Genomic DNA, 17,802 nt, shown 5'->3' with positions numbered 1-17,802 from the left:
ATTGATTTTTATCTATATTTCGAAATGAGAGCCATCGGCAGGCACTTCCGCAGGGTCTTTTTTCAGGGCGCGCTGACACAGATCTTCGAGCGTAACGGAATCCAGTTCCGCCAGCAAGGAGGCCTGGGCGTCGTTCCACAGGGGACCGACGACATTCTGTCCGATCTCCGAGGTGAAAATCTGCTCGTTTTCTTCCGCCTCCGCCGCATTGATCACCCGGATCACATCTCCCGCCGTAATGCGCCGCCGCTCCCGCGCCAGACGATATCCGCCGCGCGGCCCCCGCACGCCCTTGAGAATGCCCCCATGGACAAGCTGTTGCATTACCTGTTCCAGATACCGGAGCGGGATGCCCTGCCGTTTGGTAATTTCCTTCGATTGCACCGGGTCAGGACGCGCGTTAAAGGCGATATCAACGACGGCCTCAAGCGCATAAAGCATTTTTCTCGGCAAATGCAGCATGGTCAGGACACCTTTTCCGCAACACCCGTGGAGCCAAAACCGCCTTCGCCCCGCGCGGTTTCATCAAGGCTCTCGACTTCGTACCAGCTTGCCTGCAGGACAGGGGCGATCACCATCTGCGCGATACGGTCCCCGTGCTCTATGGTAAAGGTTTCCTCTCCGGCGTTCAGCAGGATGATCCCGACTTCCCCGCGATAATCCGCATCGATCGTGCCCGGACTATTGGGAAGCGTGATGCCTTTTTTGAGCGCCAGGCCGGACCGGGGCCGGATTTGTGCTTCAAATCCCTGCGGCAGCGCCATTTTAAAGCCCGTCGGGATCAGGGCGCGGCCGCCTGGCGCAATTTCAATCGGTCGATCGACCGCGGCGCGGATATCCATGCCGGCACTGTCCGCTGTTTCATATCCCGGAAGTGGTAAATCCATTCCGTGGGGCAGGCGGGTAATTGAAATTACGACATCTCTCATGCTTTAACACCTTGAAAAAACGTGGCAATTCTCTTCACCAATGTTCTTGCCACCAACTCTTTTGATTGCTTCGGCCAATCCTCTACACCGTCTTTCGTCAGCAGGAAAACCCGGTTGTCATCGCCGCCAAAGGTGCCGGTCCCCGTGCCGACGTCATTTGCGACGATCCAGTCGCAGCCCTTGCGGGCAAGCTTGGCCTGGCCGTTTTCGACGACTTTCTCGGTTTCCGCTGCAAAACCGATAATCAGGGACGGGCGGCCCGCGTCAAGGGCGCTGAGCGTTGCCAGAATATCGGGGTTTTCCGCGAGGGTAAGCTGAGGAAGCTTGCCTTCCTGTTTCTTGATCTTCTGCCCGGATTCCGTTGCCACCCGCCAGTCGGCGACGGCGGCGGCAAAAATAGCGGCATCGACGGGGAGCACCGCCTCGCAGGCCGCCAGCATTTCCTTGGCGGACAGCACGTCATGCCGGGTGACGCCCCGCGGCGCGTCGAGCCGGGTCGGCCCGGAAACCAGCACCACCTCCGCGCCGAATTCGGCCAGCGCGGAGGCGATGGCATAGCCCTGCTTGCCGGACGAATGATTGGCAATAAAGCGAACAGGATCAATCGGCTCATGGGTCGGGCCTGCCGTTACAAGAACCTTCCGGCCCTTGAGCGGTTTGTCACCCTGTTTGTCAAAAAAATCGAGAATGCTGCCCAGGATCGCTTCCGGCTCCGCCATCCGTCCGGGACCATATTCACCGCAGGCCATATCGCCGTCTTCCGGTCCGACAACAAGAACGCCGTCCCCCTGAAGCGTGCCGAGGTTCCGCTGTGTCGCCGGATGCTCCCACATCCGGACATTCATCGCCGGCGCAATAAGGACCGGTTTATCTGTCGCCAGCAAGGCGGTCGTTGCAAGATCACTCGCCTGCCCGGTGGCCATTTTCGCCATAAGGTCCGCCGTTGCGGGCGCAACCACCAGCAAATCCGCGCTTCGCGAAAGCTGTATATGGCCCATTTCCGCCTCATCCGTGAGGGAGAAAAGGTCATCATATACTTTCTCGCCGGTGAGCGAGGAGACGGAGAGAGGGGTGACAAACTCCTTCGCCGCCCGCGTCAAAATGGCCCGGCAGCGGATCCCTTCTTTCGTGAGCAGACGAATGAGCTGAAGCGATTTAAAGGCCGCAATTCCCCCGCCGATGATCAGCAGAACGGACCTGTTTTCTGTATTTGCGCCCAAAATATACCATTCCCGAAGTTTTACTGATCTTTTATGTAAAAACTAGATATTCCGCACTCATCCCGCAAGCTAAATCTTGCTGACACGCCAAATTTGCGGTGCTTTGGAGTTATGGTTTTTAAGTGGCCAGCACGACGAGATAGGCCGCGATAGCGCCAAGAACAACACCACCCAGAAGGTAGCCGCCGCGAATCCGCCGTTGCTGTGCGGCGCTTTCTTCGAGTTCCATAAGATCGGCCCGTGCTTTTTCCCGTGCCTCCATTTCCGACAGAAGATCATCGGCGCGGGTTACGATCGCGGGGATCTTGCGCATGAGCGCAATGCCGTCTTTCACCACATCGGCGGCCTGCGCCTCGATCCCCATATTCTCGCGCATCCAGTGGGCGACGGTGGGTTCCGCCGACTCCCAGAAATTGATATCCGGGTTGAGGCTTTGCGCGACGCCTTCCGCCGTGACCATGGTTTTCTGCAACAGCAGGAGCTGCGGCTGGGTTTCCATCTCGAAGGTTTCCGTGATCTGGAACAGCTGCACCAGAAGCCGGGCGATCGAGATTTCACTGACCGGACGGCCGAGAATCGGCTCGCCGATGGACCGGCAGGCCTGCGCGAAACTGTCGAGGGACTTGTGGCGCGGCACGTAGCCCGCCTCAAAATGGATTTCCGCCGCGCGCTTGTAATCACGGGTCAGGAAGGCATGCAGCATTTCCGCCATAAACAGGCGCGTTTCCCGGCTCATCCGGCCCATGATGCCGAAATCCACGGCAACCAGACGCCCGTCCGCCGTGACGAACAGGTTACCGTGATGCATGTCCGCATGGAAAAAGCCGTCCCGCAGGACCTGATGAAGGAAAACCCGGATGACATTGTCGCCGAGCGCCTTGAGATCATGACCCGCGGCGACCAGTTCCTCCTTCCTGGAGATACTGATGCCATCAACCCGGCTTTGCGTCATGACACGCCGCGCCGTCCGCTGCCAGTCGATTTCCGGCACGCCGAACGCCGGATCGTCGGCGAAATTCTCCGCCATTTCCGAGGCGGCCGAGGCTTCCATCCGCAAATCCATCTCCAGCTCGACGGAATCGGCCATGGTTTCCACGATCTTCGTCAGGCGCAGGCGCCGGAAATGCGGCTGATACCGCTCCGCCAGTTCCGCAAGCCAGAAGAAAAGCTGCAGATCGCTCTCGAACGCGCTTTCCACCCCGGGCCGGAGGATCTTGACGGCGACATCGCGAAGGACTTCCTCTTTTGCGTCCGGGTCCGCCTCGGTCGGCGCGGGCACCCTCTCGCGCACCGTTGCAAAATGCACCTGCGCGATAGAGGCCGCGGCCACCGGTTCGGGATTGAAGTCCGCGAACAACTCCTCAAGCGGGGCCTCCAGTTCATATTCGATTGTCTCGCGCGCCTTCTCGAAGGAGAAAGGAGGCAGCCTGTCCCGCAGGTTCCCGAGATCAAGCACCATTTCCTCGCCGATCAGATCGGCCCGCACGGAGAGGGCCTGACCGAGCTTGATAAAGCTGGGGCCCAGTTCTCGAAGCGCGTTGGCCAGCCGTTCCCCGTCGCGCAGGTCCTTGCTTCGGGTGGCACCCAGCGCAAAGACCGGCATTATTTTTCGCAGCAACACCACATAGAGGGGCAGGCGCTCGAAATTATCGAGAAAAAACAGGGCATCATGGCGCGCAAGGGTCCGGGCAATAAAAAGCAGCCGCAGGAAGTTGTTGAAAATCCGGATCACGAATATCTGCTCCCTTCAGAGCCGCCAGGCGGAATGCAGCGCCGCGATACCGCCCGACAAACGGCGATACTTGACCTGGCTGAAACCGGCCTGCTCGATCATTTCCGCAAAACGGTCCGCATCCGGAAACTGGCGAATACTTTCCACCAGATACTCATAGGAGGGCTTGTCCTTGGCAACAATGCCACCGATTTCGGGAAGGATCTTGAATGAATAAAAATCATAGAACTCTTTTAAAGCCGGCGCTCCAACCTTGCTGAACTCAAGGCAAAGGAACCGTCCGCCCGGCCTCAACACGCGATACGCCTCCTTCAGGGCGCGGGGAATATCGGTGACATTGCGGATGCCGAAAGCAATCGTGTAGGCATCGACGGATTTATCGGGCAGGGGGAGTTGTTGCGCATCGCCATTGACCCATTCAAGCCCGGCGAGGCGGCCCTGATCGATGGCCCGATCCTGGCCGACGCTCAGCATGGCGTGGTTGATGTCGAGAACGGTGACTTTGCCGTCCCCTTTAACTGCATCCAGAAAGCGGAAGGCAATATCACCGGTGCCGCCCGCCACATCGAGCAGATGCTGACCCTTGCGTGGCATCAGCCAGTCGATCATTGCCGATTTCCACAGGCGATGGATGCCGCCGCTCATCAGGTCGTTCATCAGGTCGTAATTTTCGGCGACGCTTTCAAAAACGCCGCGCACCAGCCCGGCTTTCTCGTCCGTGCGGACTTCCCGAAACCCGAAATGCGTGCTGTCTGATGAATTGTCCGAAGCTGCCATAGCGCTTTCCGTCCATTGGCTCAGTTGATCGCCTCTGTTTGGTTGAAATAAGAGCATAGCGCAAGGGCTAAAATAAGGCTACTGTCGCGCCATGCCCGAATTGCCAGAAGTCGAAACCGTCTGCCGCGGCCTGGAACAGGCCCTTGTCGGTGACCAGTTCACCTCCGTAACCTTGCGCCGCGAGAATTTGCGTTTTCCGTTCGCCGACGGTTTCGCCGAGGCGCTGACGGGCCGCCGCATTGACGCGATAACACGGCGGGCGAAGTATATTCTGATGTCCTTTGACGGCGGGCCGGTCATGATCGGCCATCTTGGCATGTCGGGCAGTTTTCGCATCGAGCCGGAATTTGATCCGGCCAGTCCTTTCGACAAGCATGATCACGTTATCTTTGAGACAAAACGGGGCGTGCGCGTCCGATATCATGATCCGCGGCGATTCGGCTTTATGCTGCTGAGCCAGCCGGACGGGCTCGCGATGCATCCGCAGCTTGCCGGGATCGGGCCGGAACCCCTCGGCAATGAATTCAACGGACCGATCCTCGCCGAGAGGCTCCGCGGGCGGAAGTCCCCGATCAAGAGTGCGCTGCTGGATCAGCGGGTGGTGGCCGGGGTCGGCAATATATATGCCTGCGAGGCGCTGTACCGGAGCGGAATTTCTCCGCGCCGCCGGGCGGAGAATGTCAAGGGGCGCCGTGCAGATGATCTTGCCGCGGCCATCCGCGCCGTGCTGCTTGAAGCGATTGACTCGGGCGGATCGACGTTGCGCAACTACAGCCATACAACCGGTGAGCTCGGATATTTTCAGCATCGCTTTCTTGTCTATGACAGGGAAGGAAGGCCCTGCCCTAAACCTGAGTGCGCCGGTGAAATCCGGAGAATCGTGCAATCGGGGCGGTCGACATTCTTCTGCCCGAAATGCCAGCGCTAGAATTTGGCGCAAGGGCTGGACAAAGGCCTTCGCATCAAGATAATGGGCGCGAAATTGAGCAACAATGCAACAGACAGGAAATTCCCATGGCCTATAATAATATCGCAATCGACACGAAGGGCGCCGTTGGCATCATCCGCCTTGACCGTCCGAAAGCGCTGAACGCCCTCTGCGCCGAGCTTTTCATTGAGCTCGCCGACGCCCTCGATAAGTTCGAGGCGGATGAGAATATCGGCGCCGTTGTCCTGACCGGCTCCGAGAAGGCCTTCGCGGCCGGTGCCGATATCCTGGAAATGCAGCCCAAGACCTATATGGACGTTTATACGGACAACTTCCTCTCGGGCGAGGCGGAGCGGCTTTCCACTTTCCGCAAGCCCGTTATTGCGGCGGTTGCCGGATATGCCCTCGGCGGCGGCTGCGAGGTCGCGATGATGTGCGATTTCATCCTTGCCGCCGACAATGCCCAGTTCGGCCAGCCCGAAATCAAGCTCGGCACCATTCCGGGCCTTGGCGGCACCCAGCGTCTGACTCGCGCCGTCGGCAAATCGAAGGCCATGGAAATGTGCCTGACCGGGCGGATGATGGGGGCGGAAGAGGCGGAGCGCGCCGGACTGGTCAGCCGCATCGTCCCCTTGGATGACCTGATGGAGGAAGCCGTCAAGGTCGCCGGTGAAATCGCCAAACTCTCCTTACCGTCCGTCATGATGTGCAAGGAAAGCGTCAACAAGGCCTATGAAACCACATTGCGGGAGGGAATCATGTTCGAGCGGCGTGTCTTCCATTCCACATTCTCGACGGAAGACCAGAAAGAAGGCATGTCCGCTTTCGCTGAAAAGCGGACTCCGGACTTTAAAAACCGTTAGAAACATGCCCGATAACAGAAGAATAACGTGTCTTTGGCGCCCGAACGGCGGAAATATGCGAAATACGGGCGATAATCGATATTCTTCTGTTGACGGCGTATTTGTCGCTGGTTATAACCCGGCTTCCGAATTTCGAAGCTAAAAGACTGGATTGTCATGGCGCATCATAAATCTGCATTGAAACGCATCCGGCAGACAAGCACCCGGACCGAACGCAACCGGGCCCGTCGCAGCCGCATCCGCACCTTTGTGAAAAAGGTGGAACTGGCCGTCACCGAAGGGGATCAGACGAAAGCGAACGACGCACTCCGCGTTGCGCAGTCTGAACTTGCCCGCGGCGTGGTCAAGGGCGTGTATAATAAGAACACGGCCTCACGCAAGATTTCACGCCTGAACGCGAGAGTGAAGGCCCTCTCCGCCTAAGCCGGGAATCAACTAAAGAATCAAACCGCAGCTCTTTTACGGGCTGCGGTTTTTTTGTGGGGTTTTGCGCTTTTTAAGCGTGTCTGTCCCAGGCAGTTCCCGCCTGTTTTTACCAGTTAAGGGCATTCCTGTGGAAGCGATTACTACATCTGGTAGGTCAAGAATTTGTTGGATCAATTCAGAAAATTATTTTCACATTTCCCACATCCAGTCCCTTGCGTGGCACCTGTGGATAAGATTAGTCTGCCCGTTCTCAAGGGAACACTCCCAATCCTAAATTGCCGGTTGTTAAGCGATGAAGGGGCCAATCGCCCTGCGGGAGATGTCGTATCCAGTAGCTTACATGTAGAAATGAGTTTTGCGTAACATTCTGGCGGCTCTTGGGGGAGAAGCCGCCGAGAAAATCTTTGAATTGATAGCCGTCTTCCAACGGATATCTGACCGCAATTAAGAGCGAAGGAAACTTGTGAATGACAAACGGGGGAAAGTCGGAAGGCGCCGCCACCTATGCAGGGGATTTGACGGTTCAGGAAACCTGGGAATTGCTGGAAAATAATCCGGATGCCGTCCTGGTCGATGTCAGAACCACCGCGGAATGGGCATATGTCGGAATGCCCGATCTCTCTCCGATCGGCAAGGCTGTTCACCCGGTCTCCTGGGTTCTGTTCCCGGATATGTCGAAAAACGCAAGTTTCATTGACGAAATTTCTGCCATTCAGCCGAAAAAATCCGCACCGATGATTTTTCTCTGCCGCTCCGGCGTCCGCTCCATTGCCGCCGCAGAGGCCGCAACACGCGCCGGTTTTGAAAAAAGCTACAACGTTCTGGAAGGGTTTGAGGGCGGCCCTGACGCAGAGGGCCACCGCGGAAAAACCGGCGGATGGAAAGTCGCCGGACTGAAGTGGAAACAGAGCTGATGACATCTGAAAGCGGGCACTGGGAAGAGATCCGGGAAAAACTTCGCGAGGAGTATGGCGAAGCGACCTTCAATTCATGGCTCAAGAATATCGAGCTTGACCGGATTGATGGGGAACGGGTCTGCATGACCCTGCCGACGCGGTTTTTGCGGGACTGGGTGCTCAATAATTACGCCAACCGCATCCGCCAGCTCTGGACCACGTCCGACAAGTCCATCAAGTCGGTCGATATCCGGGTCAAGCCGCTGGACAAGAAGAATCTCGCTCCTCAGAAGCCGACCTTCGGCCTGGGCGAGGTGACGGCCCCGTTCAAATCACAGGCGCAGGCAAAGGCGGAGACCGCAAGTCCGGATCCGGCTCTGATGGCGCCGCTGGACCCGCGCTTTACGTTCGAGAATTTTGTCGTCGGCAAATCGAACGAACTGGCCCACGCGGCGGCCCGCCGGGTGGCGGAGGCGAAAGATTCCGTGCCCTTCAACCCGCTGTATCTTTATGGCGGCGTCGGGCTTGGCAAGACCCATCTGATGCATGCCATCGGCCATGCCATTGCCGCCAACAGCCCGAAGAAGCGCGTGCTCTATCTGTCGGCTGAAAAATTCATGTATCGCTTCATCCGCGCGCTCCGTTTCAAGGATACGATGAACTTCAAGGATCAGTTCCGTTCTGTCGATGTGCTGATGATCGATGATGTGCAGTTCATTGCCGGGAAGGACAGCACGCAGGAGGAATTCTTCCATACGTTCAATGCGTTGGTTGACCAGAACCACCAGATTATCATCTCCGGCGACCGCTCGCCCACCGACCTGGAGGGGATGGAGGAGAGGATGCGCTCCCGCCTCGGCTGGGGCCTTGTCGCCGATATCCATCCGACGGATTATGAACTTCGTCTCGGCATCCTGCAATCGAAGGTCGAGCAGGGCAAGATCACCATCGACCCGCGCATTCTCGAATTTCTTGCCCATCGCATAACGTCAAATGTGCGGGAGCTGGAAGGAGCGCTGAACCGGGTGCTGGCCTATTCCGATCTAGTCGGACGCGCCGTTACCCTTGAAAGCACGCAGGAAGTGCTGAGCGATCTTCTGCGCGCCAATGACCGCCGGATTACCATCGAGGAAATTCAGAAAAAGGTGGCGGAGCATTTCAATATCCGGATGTCGGATATGCATTCCGCCCGCCGGGCCCGCGCCGTGGCCCGTCCGCGCCAGGTGGCGATGTATCTCGCCAAGCAGCTGACCTCCCGCTCCCTGCCGGACATCGGCCGGAAATTCGGGGGTCGCGATCATACGACGGTGATGCATGCGCTCAAAAAGATCGAGGAGCTTCGTCAGCAGGACGTCACCCTGTCGGAGGATCTGGAGCTTTTGCGGCGGATGCTGGAATAGGGGCCTAAGCTGCCGTGATGCGACAGGCGCAGCGGCGGGCGCCCGTCCTCCATATGACCGTCGACCTTGCGGCAACCATCCGATTTATCCGCGCAAAAACCCTTACGTAAACCGCCCGCTCTCAGCCCTGCTTTCAACCCCCTGATATTGCTGGTAATTTCAGCCTGCTTTCCGGCCGTGGCCGGCCTGCGAATTGCCTGTCTTCCCGCCCTCGTTTCTGATATAGTGCGACGGCATTTTCTCCGATGGTCCGAAATTCGATTCAAGGTTATGAATCAATTTCTTAAGGTCAGGCGGATTTGCCGGTTACGGGAGAATTTTGTTGAAGTAACTGACGTTTATCGGGCATAATAAGAGCCCATTTTAAGTAACCTATTTGAAGCCTGATTGAGCCAATGAAACTGACAATAGAACGCTCCGCTTTGCTGACGTCTTTGAGCCATGTCCAAAGCGTTGTCGAACGCCGCAACACAATTCCGATCCTCGCCAATATCCTGCTGATTGCCGAGGATGGATCGCTTGGCCTGACGGCAACCGACCTCGACATTGCAATCAACGAAAAAGTCGCGGCGAATATCAGCACGGAAGGGGCGATTACCGTTCCGGCCCATCTGCTTCATGATATCATCCGCAAACTTCCCGACGGCAGCCAGGTCGAGCTCGACTACAAGAGCGCCGAGGGCCGGATCTATATCCATTGCGGACAATCGAAATTTGCGCTGGCCTGCCTGCCGCAAGATGATTTCCCGGTCATGGAAACCAATCAACTGCCGCATAACTTCACCATTTCGGCGTCCATCCTCAAACGGCTGATCGACAAGACCCGCTTCGCCATCTCGACGGAGGAGACACGCTATTACCTGAACGGTATCTATCTGCATACAGCGGATACCGAGGGTGTGCCAATGCTGCGCGCTGTCGCGACCGACGGTCACCGGCTGGCCCGTGTAGAAACGCCCCTTCCGGCCGATGCCGAAGGAATGCCGGGCGTTATCGTACCGCGCAAGGCCGTCAATGAAGTGCTCCGCCTGATCGATGAGCGGGACGAGGCTGTCTCCATTTCGCTCTCCGACACCAAAATCAGCTTCTCTTTCGGTGATACCTTGCTCACGTCCAAGCTGATCGACGGCACCTTCCCGGATTACGAGCGGGTTATCCCCGACGGGAATGACAAAATGCTGGAGCTGGACGGCAAGTCCTTTGCCCAGGCCGTGGATCGCGTTTCCACCGTCGCAACCGAGAAAACGCGCGCCATCAAGCTGTCGCTCAGCAACGACTTGATCACCCTTTCCGCAACGGGTGCGGATGCGGGCAGCGCCACGGAAGAAGTCTCCGCGTCCTACAACTCGGGCGATATGGAAATTGGTTTTAACTCGAAATACCTGTTGGATATCACCGGTCAGATCGATGGCGACAACGCCCGCTTTCTGTTTGCTGACTCCGGATCGCCAACCATTGTCCGGGACGGCGCCGACGACGGCGCGCTCTATGTCCTGATGCCAATGCGGGTATAAGGTGGCACTCGTCGCACAGTATGGTCCGGACGGCCGCAGCGAGGGATGACGCCATAGAGGAGCCGTTTGTGTCCGCCTATGTTATTACGCGCCTGATTTTGACAGATTTTCGCAATTATACGCATTTGAAGGTTGAGACAGACAACCGCCCGGTTGTTCTCACCGGCGCAAATGGCAGCGGCAAAACCAATCTTCTGGAAGCCATCTCGTTTCTGACGCCAGGGCGGGGATTGCGGCGGGCAAAACTGCTGGAGGCGGCGAATACAAAGGGCGATGGCGGATGGGCCGTCGCGGCGGATGTCCGCTCGGACGGAGGAGAGAGCACGCTTGGAACCGGACTTGTGAACAATCCGGCGACAGAGGGCAGGGAAGGACCGGAGCGGCGTTTGGTCCGCATCGACGGCCAGAATATGAGCGGATCGGCGGCCCTCGCGGACCATATCCGGGTCAGCTGGCTGACCCCGCAGATGGATCGGCTGTTTCAGGAGGGGGCCGGGGGCCGTCGCCGGTTTCTTGATCGGTTGACCTTCGGGTTCGATCCGGCCCATGGCAAGCGCATGACATCTTTCGAGAAAGTCATGCGGGAGCGAAACCGCCTGCTGAAAGAAGGGCGATATGACCGGCACTGGCTCGCCTCGCTGGAGCGGACATTGGCGGAAACGGGAACGGCCATCGCCGCCGCCCGGCGCGAGACGGCAGCCCGATTGAACGGCGCCATGAGCGCAACAGAAACCGGCGCCAGCGCCTTTCCAAAGGCGGAACTGAGCGCGGACGGAATGCTTGAAGGCTGGCTTGAAGATATGGCCGCGCTGGCGGTGGAAGACAGATATCGCGCCGAACTGGAGGCGTCACGGCGCGGCGACAGTGCCGCAGGAAGCACGACGATCGGCCCGCACAGGAGCGATCTTTCGGTGCTGCATAAGGATAAAGGCATGCCCGCCGGCCTTTGTTCGACGGGGGAACAGAAAGCGCTGCTGATCTCCATCATCCTCGGGGATGCACGGCTTCAGGCGGGACGGCAGGGACGGGCGCCAGTCCTACTGCTGGACGAGATTACGGCGCATCTGGATCAAACACGGCGCATCGCCCTGTTTGACGAGATTGACGAAATGAAGACACAGGCCTGGATGACAGGCACCGATTATGCCCTGTTTTCCGAGCTTGGAGACCGGGCGCAGTTTTTGACGGTTGATAATGGCAGTATCTGCCGGACGGCCGTCCGCTGAAAGGGAAGACAAGGTAATGAGTAACACACCGGAGCATTTGGAGGCGGCGGAATATGGCGCGGAGTCCATCAAGGTCCTGAAGGGTCTCGATGCGGTGCGCAAGCGCCCGGGCATGTATATTGGCGATACCGATGACGGGTCCGGCCTGCACCATATGGTCTATGAGGTGGTGGACAACGCCATCGACGAGTCCCTCGCCGGCCATTGCGACCTGATTTATGTCGCCCTCAATCCCGATGGCTCCGTCACCGTGCGCGATAACGGGCGCGGTATCCCGGTCGATATGCATGAGGAAGGGGTCTCCGCTGCCGAGGTGATCATGACGCAGCTGCATGCCGGCGGCAAGTTTGACCAGAATTCCTACAAGGTTTCCGGCGGCCTGCATGGCGTCGGCGTCTCCGTTGTGAATGCGCTGTCGACACGGCTCGACATGACCATCTGGCGCAATGACAAGGAGCACAGCCTTAGTTTTGAACATGGCGAACCCGTGGGTGCCCTTGAAATCGTGGGTGACGCGGTGGGAAAAAGCGGAACGGAAATCACCTTTACGCCATCGCCGGAAACCTTCACCAATATCAAGTTTGAATTTTCGACGCTGGAACATCGCCTGCGGGAGCTCGCCTTCCTCAACTCCGGTGTCTATATCCAGATCAACGACCTCCGCTCCGCCGAACCGGTGACCGTGGACCTTCACTATGAAGGCGGTATTTCTGCGTTCGTTAGATATCTGGATCGGTCGAAGAACCCGTTAATCACGGAAACCATTGATCTTGCTTCGGAAAAGGAAGGGGTCACGGTCGAGGCGTCGCTGGAATGGAACGACAGCTATCATGAAAATGTGCTCTGCTTCACCAATAATATTCCGCAGCGCGACGGCGGTACCCATCTGGCCGGGTTCCGCGCCGCACTAACCCGCGCCATCAACCAGTATGCGGCGTCGAGCGGCATTGCCAAGAAGGAAAAGGCAACAATCACCGGCGACGACGCCCGCGAAGGGCTGACCTGTGTGGTGTCGGTCAAGGTGCCGGATCCGAAATTTTCCTCCCAGACCAAGGACAAGCTGGTCTCCAGCGAAGTGCGCCCGATCGTTGAAAGCTCTGTCTATGATGCGCTCAGCCAGTGGTTTGAGGAGCATCCGAACGATGCAAAAATCGTCATCTCCAAAGTGGTCGAGGCCGCCGCCGCCCGTGAGGCCGCCCGCAAGGCGCGGGAGCTTACCCGCCGCAAGGGCGCGCTCGATATTTCCAGCCTGCCGGGCAAACTCGCCGATTGCCAGTCGAAGGACCCGGCCGTGTCCGAACTGTTCTTGGTCGAGGGTGACAGCGCCGGCGGCTCCGCCAAGCAGGGGCGGGACCGTCACAATCAGGCGGTTTTGCCGCTCAGGGGTAAAATCCTCAATGTCGAGCGGGCGCGTTTCGACCGCATGCTCTCGTCGAACGAAATCGGCACGATGATTACCGCGCTCGGCACCGGCATCGGCCCGGAAGAGTTCGACATCGAGAAGGCGCGCTATCACAAGATCATCATCATGACCGATGCCGATGTGGATGGATCGCATATCCGGACCCTGTTGCTCACCTTCTTCTACCGGCAGATGCCGGAACTGGTTGAAAAAGGTTATCTCTATATTGCCCAGCCGCCGCTTTACAAGGTCACGAAGGGCAAGTCCTCGGTCTATCTGAAAGATCAGAAGGCGATGGACGATTACCTGATCGAACAGGGCCTGGAAGAGGTGGTGCTGGAACTTGCGTCCGGTGAGCAGCGAAGCGGAGAGGACTTACGTGCCCTCGTCGCGCGGGCCCGTCAGGCACGCGACCTTATTGATTCGATTGCCCGTATCCAGAACCGACCCGTGGTCGAGCAAGTGGCCATTGCCGGGGCGCTGAGTGACGAGGTTTTGAGCGATCCGGTTCGCGGACCCGAAGCCGCCGATTTTGTCGCCAGACGACTGGATGCCATTTCTTCGGAGACAGAGCGTGGATGGACCGGCGAAATCCTGCCGGATTTCAGCCTGAAGTTCAGCCGGGAAGTCCGCGGCGTGACAGAAGTGCAAATGGTCGACAGCAACCTGATCCATTCCGCCGAAGCACGCCAACTTAATTCAATGAAGGAAGAGTTGCAGGTAATCTATGCACAAGCCTCTACCTTTATTCACAAGGACAAGCGACAGGTTATCTACTCACCGCTCGAACTGATGGAGGCGGTAACCAATCTCGGCAAGCGCGGGCTCACCATGCAGCGTTATAAAGGGCTGGGCGAAATGAACCCCGAGCAGCTCTGGGAAACGACCCTTGATCACGAGGCACGGACATTGCTGCAGGTGCGCATCAATCACGGGGACGAGGCCGATGAAGTCTTCTCGACCCTGATGGGCGATGTGGTGGAGCCACGGCGCAATTTCATTCAGGACAATGCCCTGAAAGTCAGCTTTCTGGATGCCTGAGGAAATTCTTCGCGGTTTGGCTATCTCATTTTTGCCTTATATATAGGTAATAAGGGCGGCTTGAATGGGATTTCGCCAATATTAGAGTAGCAATCGAGTTCGATTATGAAGAAGGCATCAAAGGGATCAGGCGGCAAGTCGTCGGCTTCAACGTCAGGAACGGCAGGCTATCCGCAACGTCCCAAACCCGCGCCGAGAAAGAAGAAGAGCACGGCAAAGGCCGCCTCCCGGCAGAGCCCGGCCCGGCGCACTGCCAAGGGAAAACGCAAGTCACGGCGCAATTCCGGCATTTTGACGCCAATTCTCAACTGGGGCGGCGCGGTTGCTTTATGGTGCCTGCTGCTGGGCGGCCTGTTTCTCGGATATTTCGCCTATACGCTTCCGGATATTTCCGGGATTGGCGTGATCGAGAAGCGCCCCTCCATGGTCCTGCAAACCGCCGATGGCATCCGATATTCCACCTATGGCGATCTTTATGGCGACATGCTCCCGATCGAGGATATCCCGGAAAACATCAAACAGGCCGTCCTCGCGACGGAAGACAGCCATTTCTATGATCATTTCGGCCTGAACCCGGTTAGCCTCGTCCGCGCCGCCTGGCGGAACTATGAAGCTGGCCGCGTGGTTCAGGGCGGCAGTACCGTCACCCAGCAGCTCGCCAAGAACCTGTTCCTGACGCCGGAGCGTACTTTGGGCCGGAAAATCCGCGAAACCCTGCTCGCCTTCTGGCTGGAAGCGGAATATTCGAAGGATGAAATCCTCGCGCTCTATCTCAATCGCGTCTATTTCGGCTCCGGTACCTACGGCATCGACGCCGCAACCCGGAAATATTTCTCAAAACCGGCGCCGGAAATGACAATGGCCGAGGCGGCGATGCTGGCAGGCCTTTTGAAGGCCCCGTCCTACTATGCGCCTACCCGCAACCTCGAGCGCGCGCAGGATCGGGCCAGCGTTGTCCTCAACCGCATGGTAGTGGAAGACTATCTCACGCCGGAGGAAGCAGAGAAAATCCGCGCCAATCCAGCGGTTCTGGTGAATGCCAGCCAGGATTTTCGCAATGTCCGGTATTATGCCGACTGGGTGGTCAGCGAGGTACAGGCCTATATCGGACGGACCGGCAAGGATTTGGTGATTACCACAACCCTTGATCTTGAGATGCAGGCGGATGCGGAACGCGCGATCGAAGCGCGGCTGAAGGCGGAAGGCACCGCCATGGATGTGAGTCAGGGGGCGTTCGTCGCCATGTCTCCCACGGGCGCGGTGAAGGCAATGGTCGGCGGGCGGGCCTATTCGGAGTCGGTCTATAACCGGGCGACAGTTGCCCGGCGGCAGCCCGGGTCGGTTTTCAAGACAGTTGTCTATCTTGCCGGCTTTGAAAACGGCCTTGCCCCCGACGACATCTTCAATGACAGCCCGATCAATATCGACGGCTGGCAACCGAATAACTACACCAACAAATATAACGGCGCCATGAGCCTGCGCGAGGCTTTTGCCCGTTCCATCAACACCGTCGCCGTGAAGGTGACCGAGCAGGTCGGCCGCGACAAGGTCGCGGGAATGGCGAAAAACCTGGGCCTGACCGGGAATTTTCCACTGCATCCGTCGATTTCACTTGGCACCTATGAAGTCTCCCTTCTGGAGATGACGGCCGCCCATGCGGTGATCGCCAATGGCGGTACGACGGTGCTTCCCTATGGCGTTCTCCAGATCCGCGAAAAGGACGGCCCGGTCCTGTATCAGCGCCAGACCTCCGGTCAGGGGAAGGTGATCAGCGCCGCCACCATCAACAAGATGCAGGATGTCATGTCGGCAACAATCCAGTGGGGCACGGGCAAGGCCGCGAACCCGGGCTTCGCCGCCGCGGGCAAGACGGGCACGACGCAGGACTACCGCGATGCCTGGTTCATCGGCTTTACGCCGGATCTGGTTGCCGGGGTCTGGTTCGGCAATGATGACGGGTCCGCCACCAAGCGGGTCAACGGCAGTAACCTGCCCGCTATTACCTGGAAGGACTTCATCACCCATTCGGAAACCTCCCATGCGGTGGCCTTTAACCAGCTGGAAGAGGAAAAATCGACCGACAGCATCTGGGATAGGATCGTCAACGCCTTTTCAAACCGGAACTCCGCGTCCCAGAGCAGCGGCGGCGGCGCGCCGGTATCGGACAATCTCAAGATACCGGAAAAGAAGGATTCTTTCGACTATCTGGAGAAACAGCGGCAAATGCCCTGAGCCGCTAGTTTTCTTCCCAGTGCTCTTCCGTTGATCCGCTCGCCGTCAGACGGAAGATAAGGGCGGAGCCAATGCCCATCAGGCCAATGGACGTGACCATCGCCATCTCGGTTCCGTCATAGAAATAGGCGACCAGGAATCCGAGCAGCGCGGCAAATCCCAGCATCAAAAACCCCATCAGGGCCGAGGCAGAACCCGCCTTTTCCGGAAAAGGCGCCATGGCGCCGGCCTGAGACTGCGGCAGCACAACCCCGAGGCCGAGGGTGTAGACAATCATCGGGATAACGACGGCCGAAACGCTATGCAGCCCGCCCCAGGCGGCGGCTAGCATCGCCACCCCGCCAAGGGCGCAAATCACCGTTCCGATCCCGACGGAGAAGGAAAGCCCCCGGCTTTTGGTGACATAGGGCCCGAGCAGGGTTCCGGCCATATAACCGAGAACCACGATCCCGAAAAAATAGCCGAAGTTATCGGCGGCGACCCCGAACACCTCGATCAGGACGAGCGGCGAGCCCGAGATAAAGGAGAACAGGCCACCAAAACAGAAGCCGCCGGTCAGGGCATAGCCCAGAAACTCCCGATGGCGGATCAAATCCGAATAATTGCGGACAATATGGCGCGGACGAATGGCGTTCAGGTCTTTGACTTTCAGCGACTCATCCACCAGGAAGACCGTGATCAGCGCCATGGTGAAACCGAACAGCCCGAGAACGAAAAAGATCGACTGCCAGCCATAGAAAACCACGATATAGCCACCGATCACCGGGGCAATGGCGGGCGCGAGCCCCATGATTGTTCCCATACGGGAAAGTTGCCGGGCCGCCTGTTCCCGGGCAAAAAGATCACGGACCATGGCGCGCGGCACCACCATCGCTGCACAGGCGCCAAGGGCCTGGAAAAACCGTGAGATCACGAGCTGATCGATATTGACCGCCACCACGCAGGCGAGGCTTGCCAGCACATAAATCAGCAATCCCCCCAGAATGACCGGCTTTCGCCCGAACCGGTCGGTGAGCGGCCCGTAGATCAGCTGGCACCCGCCAATCCCGAAGGTAAAGATGCTGAGGGTAAGCTGAACCTCCGCCGGGGTCGCGTTGAAAAAGGCCGCCAGCTGGGGGAATGTCGGCAGATACATATCCGTCGACAGCGGCCCGAGCGCAACGGCCGCCGCGAGATAGAAGGTGAAGGTAACTGAAGAAGGGGCGAGTCGTTTCAT

Annotated in this window: 15 protein-coding genes; 9 read left to right on the top strand and 6 right to left on the bottom strand. The window is 58.2% G+C overall.

Annotated features, from left to right (window positions below):
* Positions 1–12: 12 nt before the first annotated feature.
* From AAC599_RS01490 to ubiE, 5 genes are all read right to left on the bottom strand, one after another.
* The gene (locus AAC599_RS01490; RefSeq protein WP_340148630.1) at positions 13–462 is read right to left on the bottom strand and encodes an Rrf2 family transcriptional regulator; all 450 of its coding nucleotides are present in this window, start codon (positions 460–462) and stop codon (positions 13–15) included.
* Between the two features lie 2 nt (positions 463–464).
* Entirely contained in the window at positions 465–929 is a 465-nt protein-coding gene (gene dut / locus AAC599_RS01485) for a dUTP diphosphatase (RefSeq protein ID WP_340148629.1), read from the bottom strand.
* On the bottom strand, positions 926–2,149 hold the full coding sequence (gene coaBC / locus AAC599_RS01480) for a bifunctional phosphopantothenoylcysteine decarboxylase/phosphopantothenate--cysteine ligase CoaBC (RefSeq protein ID WP_340148628.1): 1,224 nt from the start codon (positions 2,147–2,149) through the stop codon (positions 926–928). Before coaBC ends, dut begins: the two co-directional genes overlap by 4 nt.
* Positions 2,150–2,267: 118 nt before the next feature.
* Positions 2,268–3,881, bottom strand: coding sequence for a 2-polyprenylphenol 6-hydroxylase (gene ubiB / locus AAC599_RS01475; protein ID WP_340148627.1), 1,614 nt, complete (start codon positions 3,879–3,881; stop codon positions 2,268–2,270).
* A gap of 15 nt (positions 3,882–3,896) precedes the next feature.
* Positions 3,897–4,658, bottom strand: a complete 762-nt coding sequence (ubiE, locus tag AAC599_RS01470) for a bifunctional demethylmenaquinone methyltransferase/2-methoxy-6-polyprenyl-1,4-benzoquinol methylase UbiE (protein ID WP_340148626.1) — start codon at positions 4,656–4,658, stop codon at positions 3,897–3,899.
* A 91-nt stretch (positions 4,659–4,749) separates the two neighbouring features.
* Between ubiE and mutM the strand changes: the two genes are divergently transcribed.
* From mutM to AAC599_RS01425, 9 genes are all read left to right on the top strand, one after another.
* Positions 4,750–5,586, top strand: a complete 837-nt coding sequence (gene mutM / locus AAC599_RS01465; RefSeq protein WP_340148625.1) for a bifunctional DNA-formamidopyrimidine glycosylase/DNA-(apurinic or apyrimidinic site) lyase — start codon at positions 4,750–4,752, stop codon at positions 5,584–5,586.
* A gap of 86 nt (positions 5,587–5,672) precedes the next feature.
* Positions 5,673–6,449, top strand: a complete 777-nt coding sequence (locus AAC599_RS01460; RefSeq protein ID WP_340148624.1) for an enoyl-CoA hydratase — start codon at positions 5,673–5,675, stop codon at positions 6,447–6,449.
* A 156-nt stretch (positions 6,450–6,605) separates the two neighbouring features.
* Positions 6,606–6,872: a 30S ribosomal protein S20 gene (gene rpsT, locus AAC599_RS01455; protein WP_340148623.1), complete on the top strand. Its 267-nt coding sequence runs from the start codon at positions 6,606–6,608 to the stop codon at positions 6,870–6,872.
* A 470-nt stretch (positions 6,873–7,342) separates the two neighbouring features.
* Positions 7,343–7,789 (top strand): rhodanese-like domain-containing protein, encoded by a 447-nt coding sequence (locus tag AAC599_RS01450; RefSeq protein WP_340148622.1) that lies wholly within the window; start codon positions 7,343–7,345, stop codon positions 7,787–7,789.
* Positions 7,789–9,171, top strand: coding sequence for a chromosomal replication initiator protein DnaA (gene dnaA, locus AAC599_RS01445; RefSeq protein WP_340148621.1), 1,383 nt, complete (start codon positions 7,789–7,791; stop codon positions 9,169–9,171). The genes AAC599_RS01450 and dnaA overlap by 1 nt, the downstream gene beginning before the upstream one ends.
* Before the next feature lie 395 nt (positions 9,172–9,566).
* Positions 9,567–10,685, top strand: a complete 1,119-nt coding sequence (gene dnaN / locus AAC599_RS01440) for a DNA polymerase III subunit beta (RefSeq protein WP_340148620.1) — start codon at positions 9,567–9,569, stop codon at positions 10,683–10,685.
* Positions 10,686–10,753: 68 nt separating this feature from the next.
* On the top strand, positions 10,754–11,911 hold the full coding sequence (gene recF, locus AAC599_RS01435; RefSeq protein ID WP_340148619.1) for a DNA replication/repair protein RecF: 1,158 nt from the start codon (positions 10,754–10,756) through the stop codon (positions 11,909–11,911).
* 16 nt (positions 11,912–11,927) lie between these two features.
* Positions 11,928–14,354: a DNA topoisomerase (ATP-hydrolyzing) subunit B gene (gyrB, locus tag AAC599_RS01430; protein WP_340148618.1), complete on the top strand. Its 2,427-nt coding sequence runs from the start codon at positions 11,928–11,930 to the stop codon at positions 14,352–14,354.
* Between the two features lie 105 nt (positions 14,355–14,459).
* Positions 14,460–16,586, top strand: a complete 2,127-nt coding sequence (locus AAC599_RS01425; RefSeq protein ID WP_340148617.1) for a PBP1A family penicillin-binding protein — start codon at positions 14,460–14,462, stop codon at positions 16,584–16,586.
* Positions 16,587–16,590: 4 nt separating this feature from the next.
* On the opposite strand, the gene AAC599_RS01420 is transcribed toward AAC599_RS01425, so the two are convergent.
* Positions 16,591–17,802: a multidrug effflux MFS transporter gene (locus AAC599_RS01420; protein WP_340148616.1), complete on the bottom strand. Its 1,212-nt coding sequence runs from the start codon at positions 17,800–17,802 to the stop codon at positions 16,591–16,593.

Source organism: uncultured Sneathiella sp. (assembly GCF_963976355.1).
Taxonomy (GTDB): domain Bacteria; phylum Pseudomonadota; class Alphaproteobacteria; order Sneathiellales; family Sneathiellaceae; genus Sneathiella.
This window is presented reverse-complemented; position numbering and strand designations above follow the sequence as displayed.

Excerpts from the sequence above, each read along its gene's own strand:
- AAC599_RS01450 (WP_340148622.1), top strand. The coding sequence starts at position 7,343 with ATGACAAACGGGGGAAAGTCGGAAGGCGCCGCCACCTATGCAGGGGAT.
- gyrB (WP_340148618.1), top strand. The coding sequence starts at position 11,928 with ATGAGTAACACACCGGAGCATTTGGAGGCGGCGGAATATGGCGCGGAG.
- AAC599_RS01490 (WP_340148630.1), bottom strand. The coding sequence starts at position 462 with ATGCTGCATTTGCCGAGAAAAATGCTTTATGCGCTTGAGGCCGTCGTT.
- dut (WP_340148629.1), bottom strand. The coding sequence starts at position 929 with ATGAGAGATGTCGTAATTTCAATTACCCGCCTGCCCCACGGAATGGAT.
- rpsT (WP_340148623.1), top strand. The coding sequence starts at position 6,606 with ATGGCGCATCATAAATCTGCATTGAAACGCATCCGGCAGACAAGCACC.
- mutM (WP_340148625.1), top strand. The coding sequence starts at position 4,750 with ATGCCCGAATTGCCAGAAGTCGAAACCGTCTGCCGCGGCCTGGAACAG.
- dnaA (WP_340148621.1), top strand. The coding sequence starts at position 7,789 with ATGACATCTGAAAGCGGGCACTGGGAAGAGATCCGGGAAAAACTTCGC.
- AAC599_RS01425 (WP_340148617.1), top strand. The coding sequence starts at position 14,460 with ATGAAGAAGGCATCAAAGGGATCAGGCGGCAAGTCGTCGGCTTCAACG.
- AAC599_RS01460 (WP_340148624.1), top strand. The coding sequence starts at position 5,673 with ATGGCCTATAATAATATCGCAATCGACACGAAGGGCGCCGTTGGCATC.
- AAC599_RS01420 (WP_340148616.1), bottom strand. The coding sequence starts at position 17,802 with ATGAAACGACTCGCCCCTTCTTCAGTTACCTTCACCTTCTATCTCGCG.
- dnaN (WP_340148620.1), top strand. The coding sequence starts at position 9,567 with ATGAAACTGACAATAGAACGCTCCGCTTTGCTGACGTCTTTGAGCCAT.
- ubiE (WP_340148626.1), bottom strand. The coding sequence starts at position 4,658 with ATGGCAGCTTCGGACAATTCATCAGACAGCACGCATTTCGGGTTTCGG.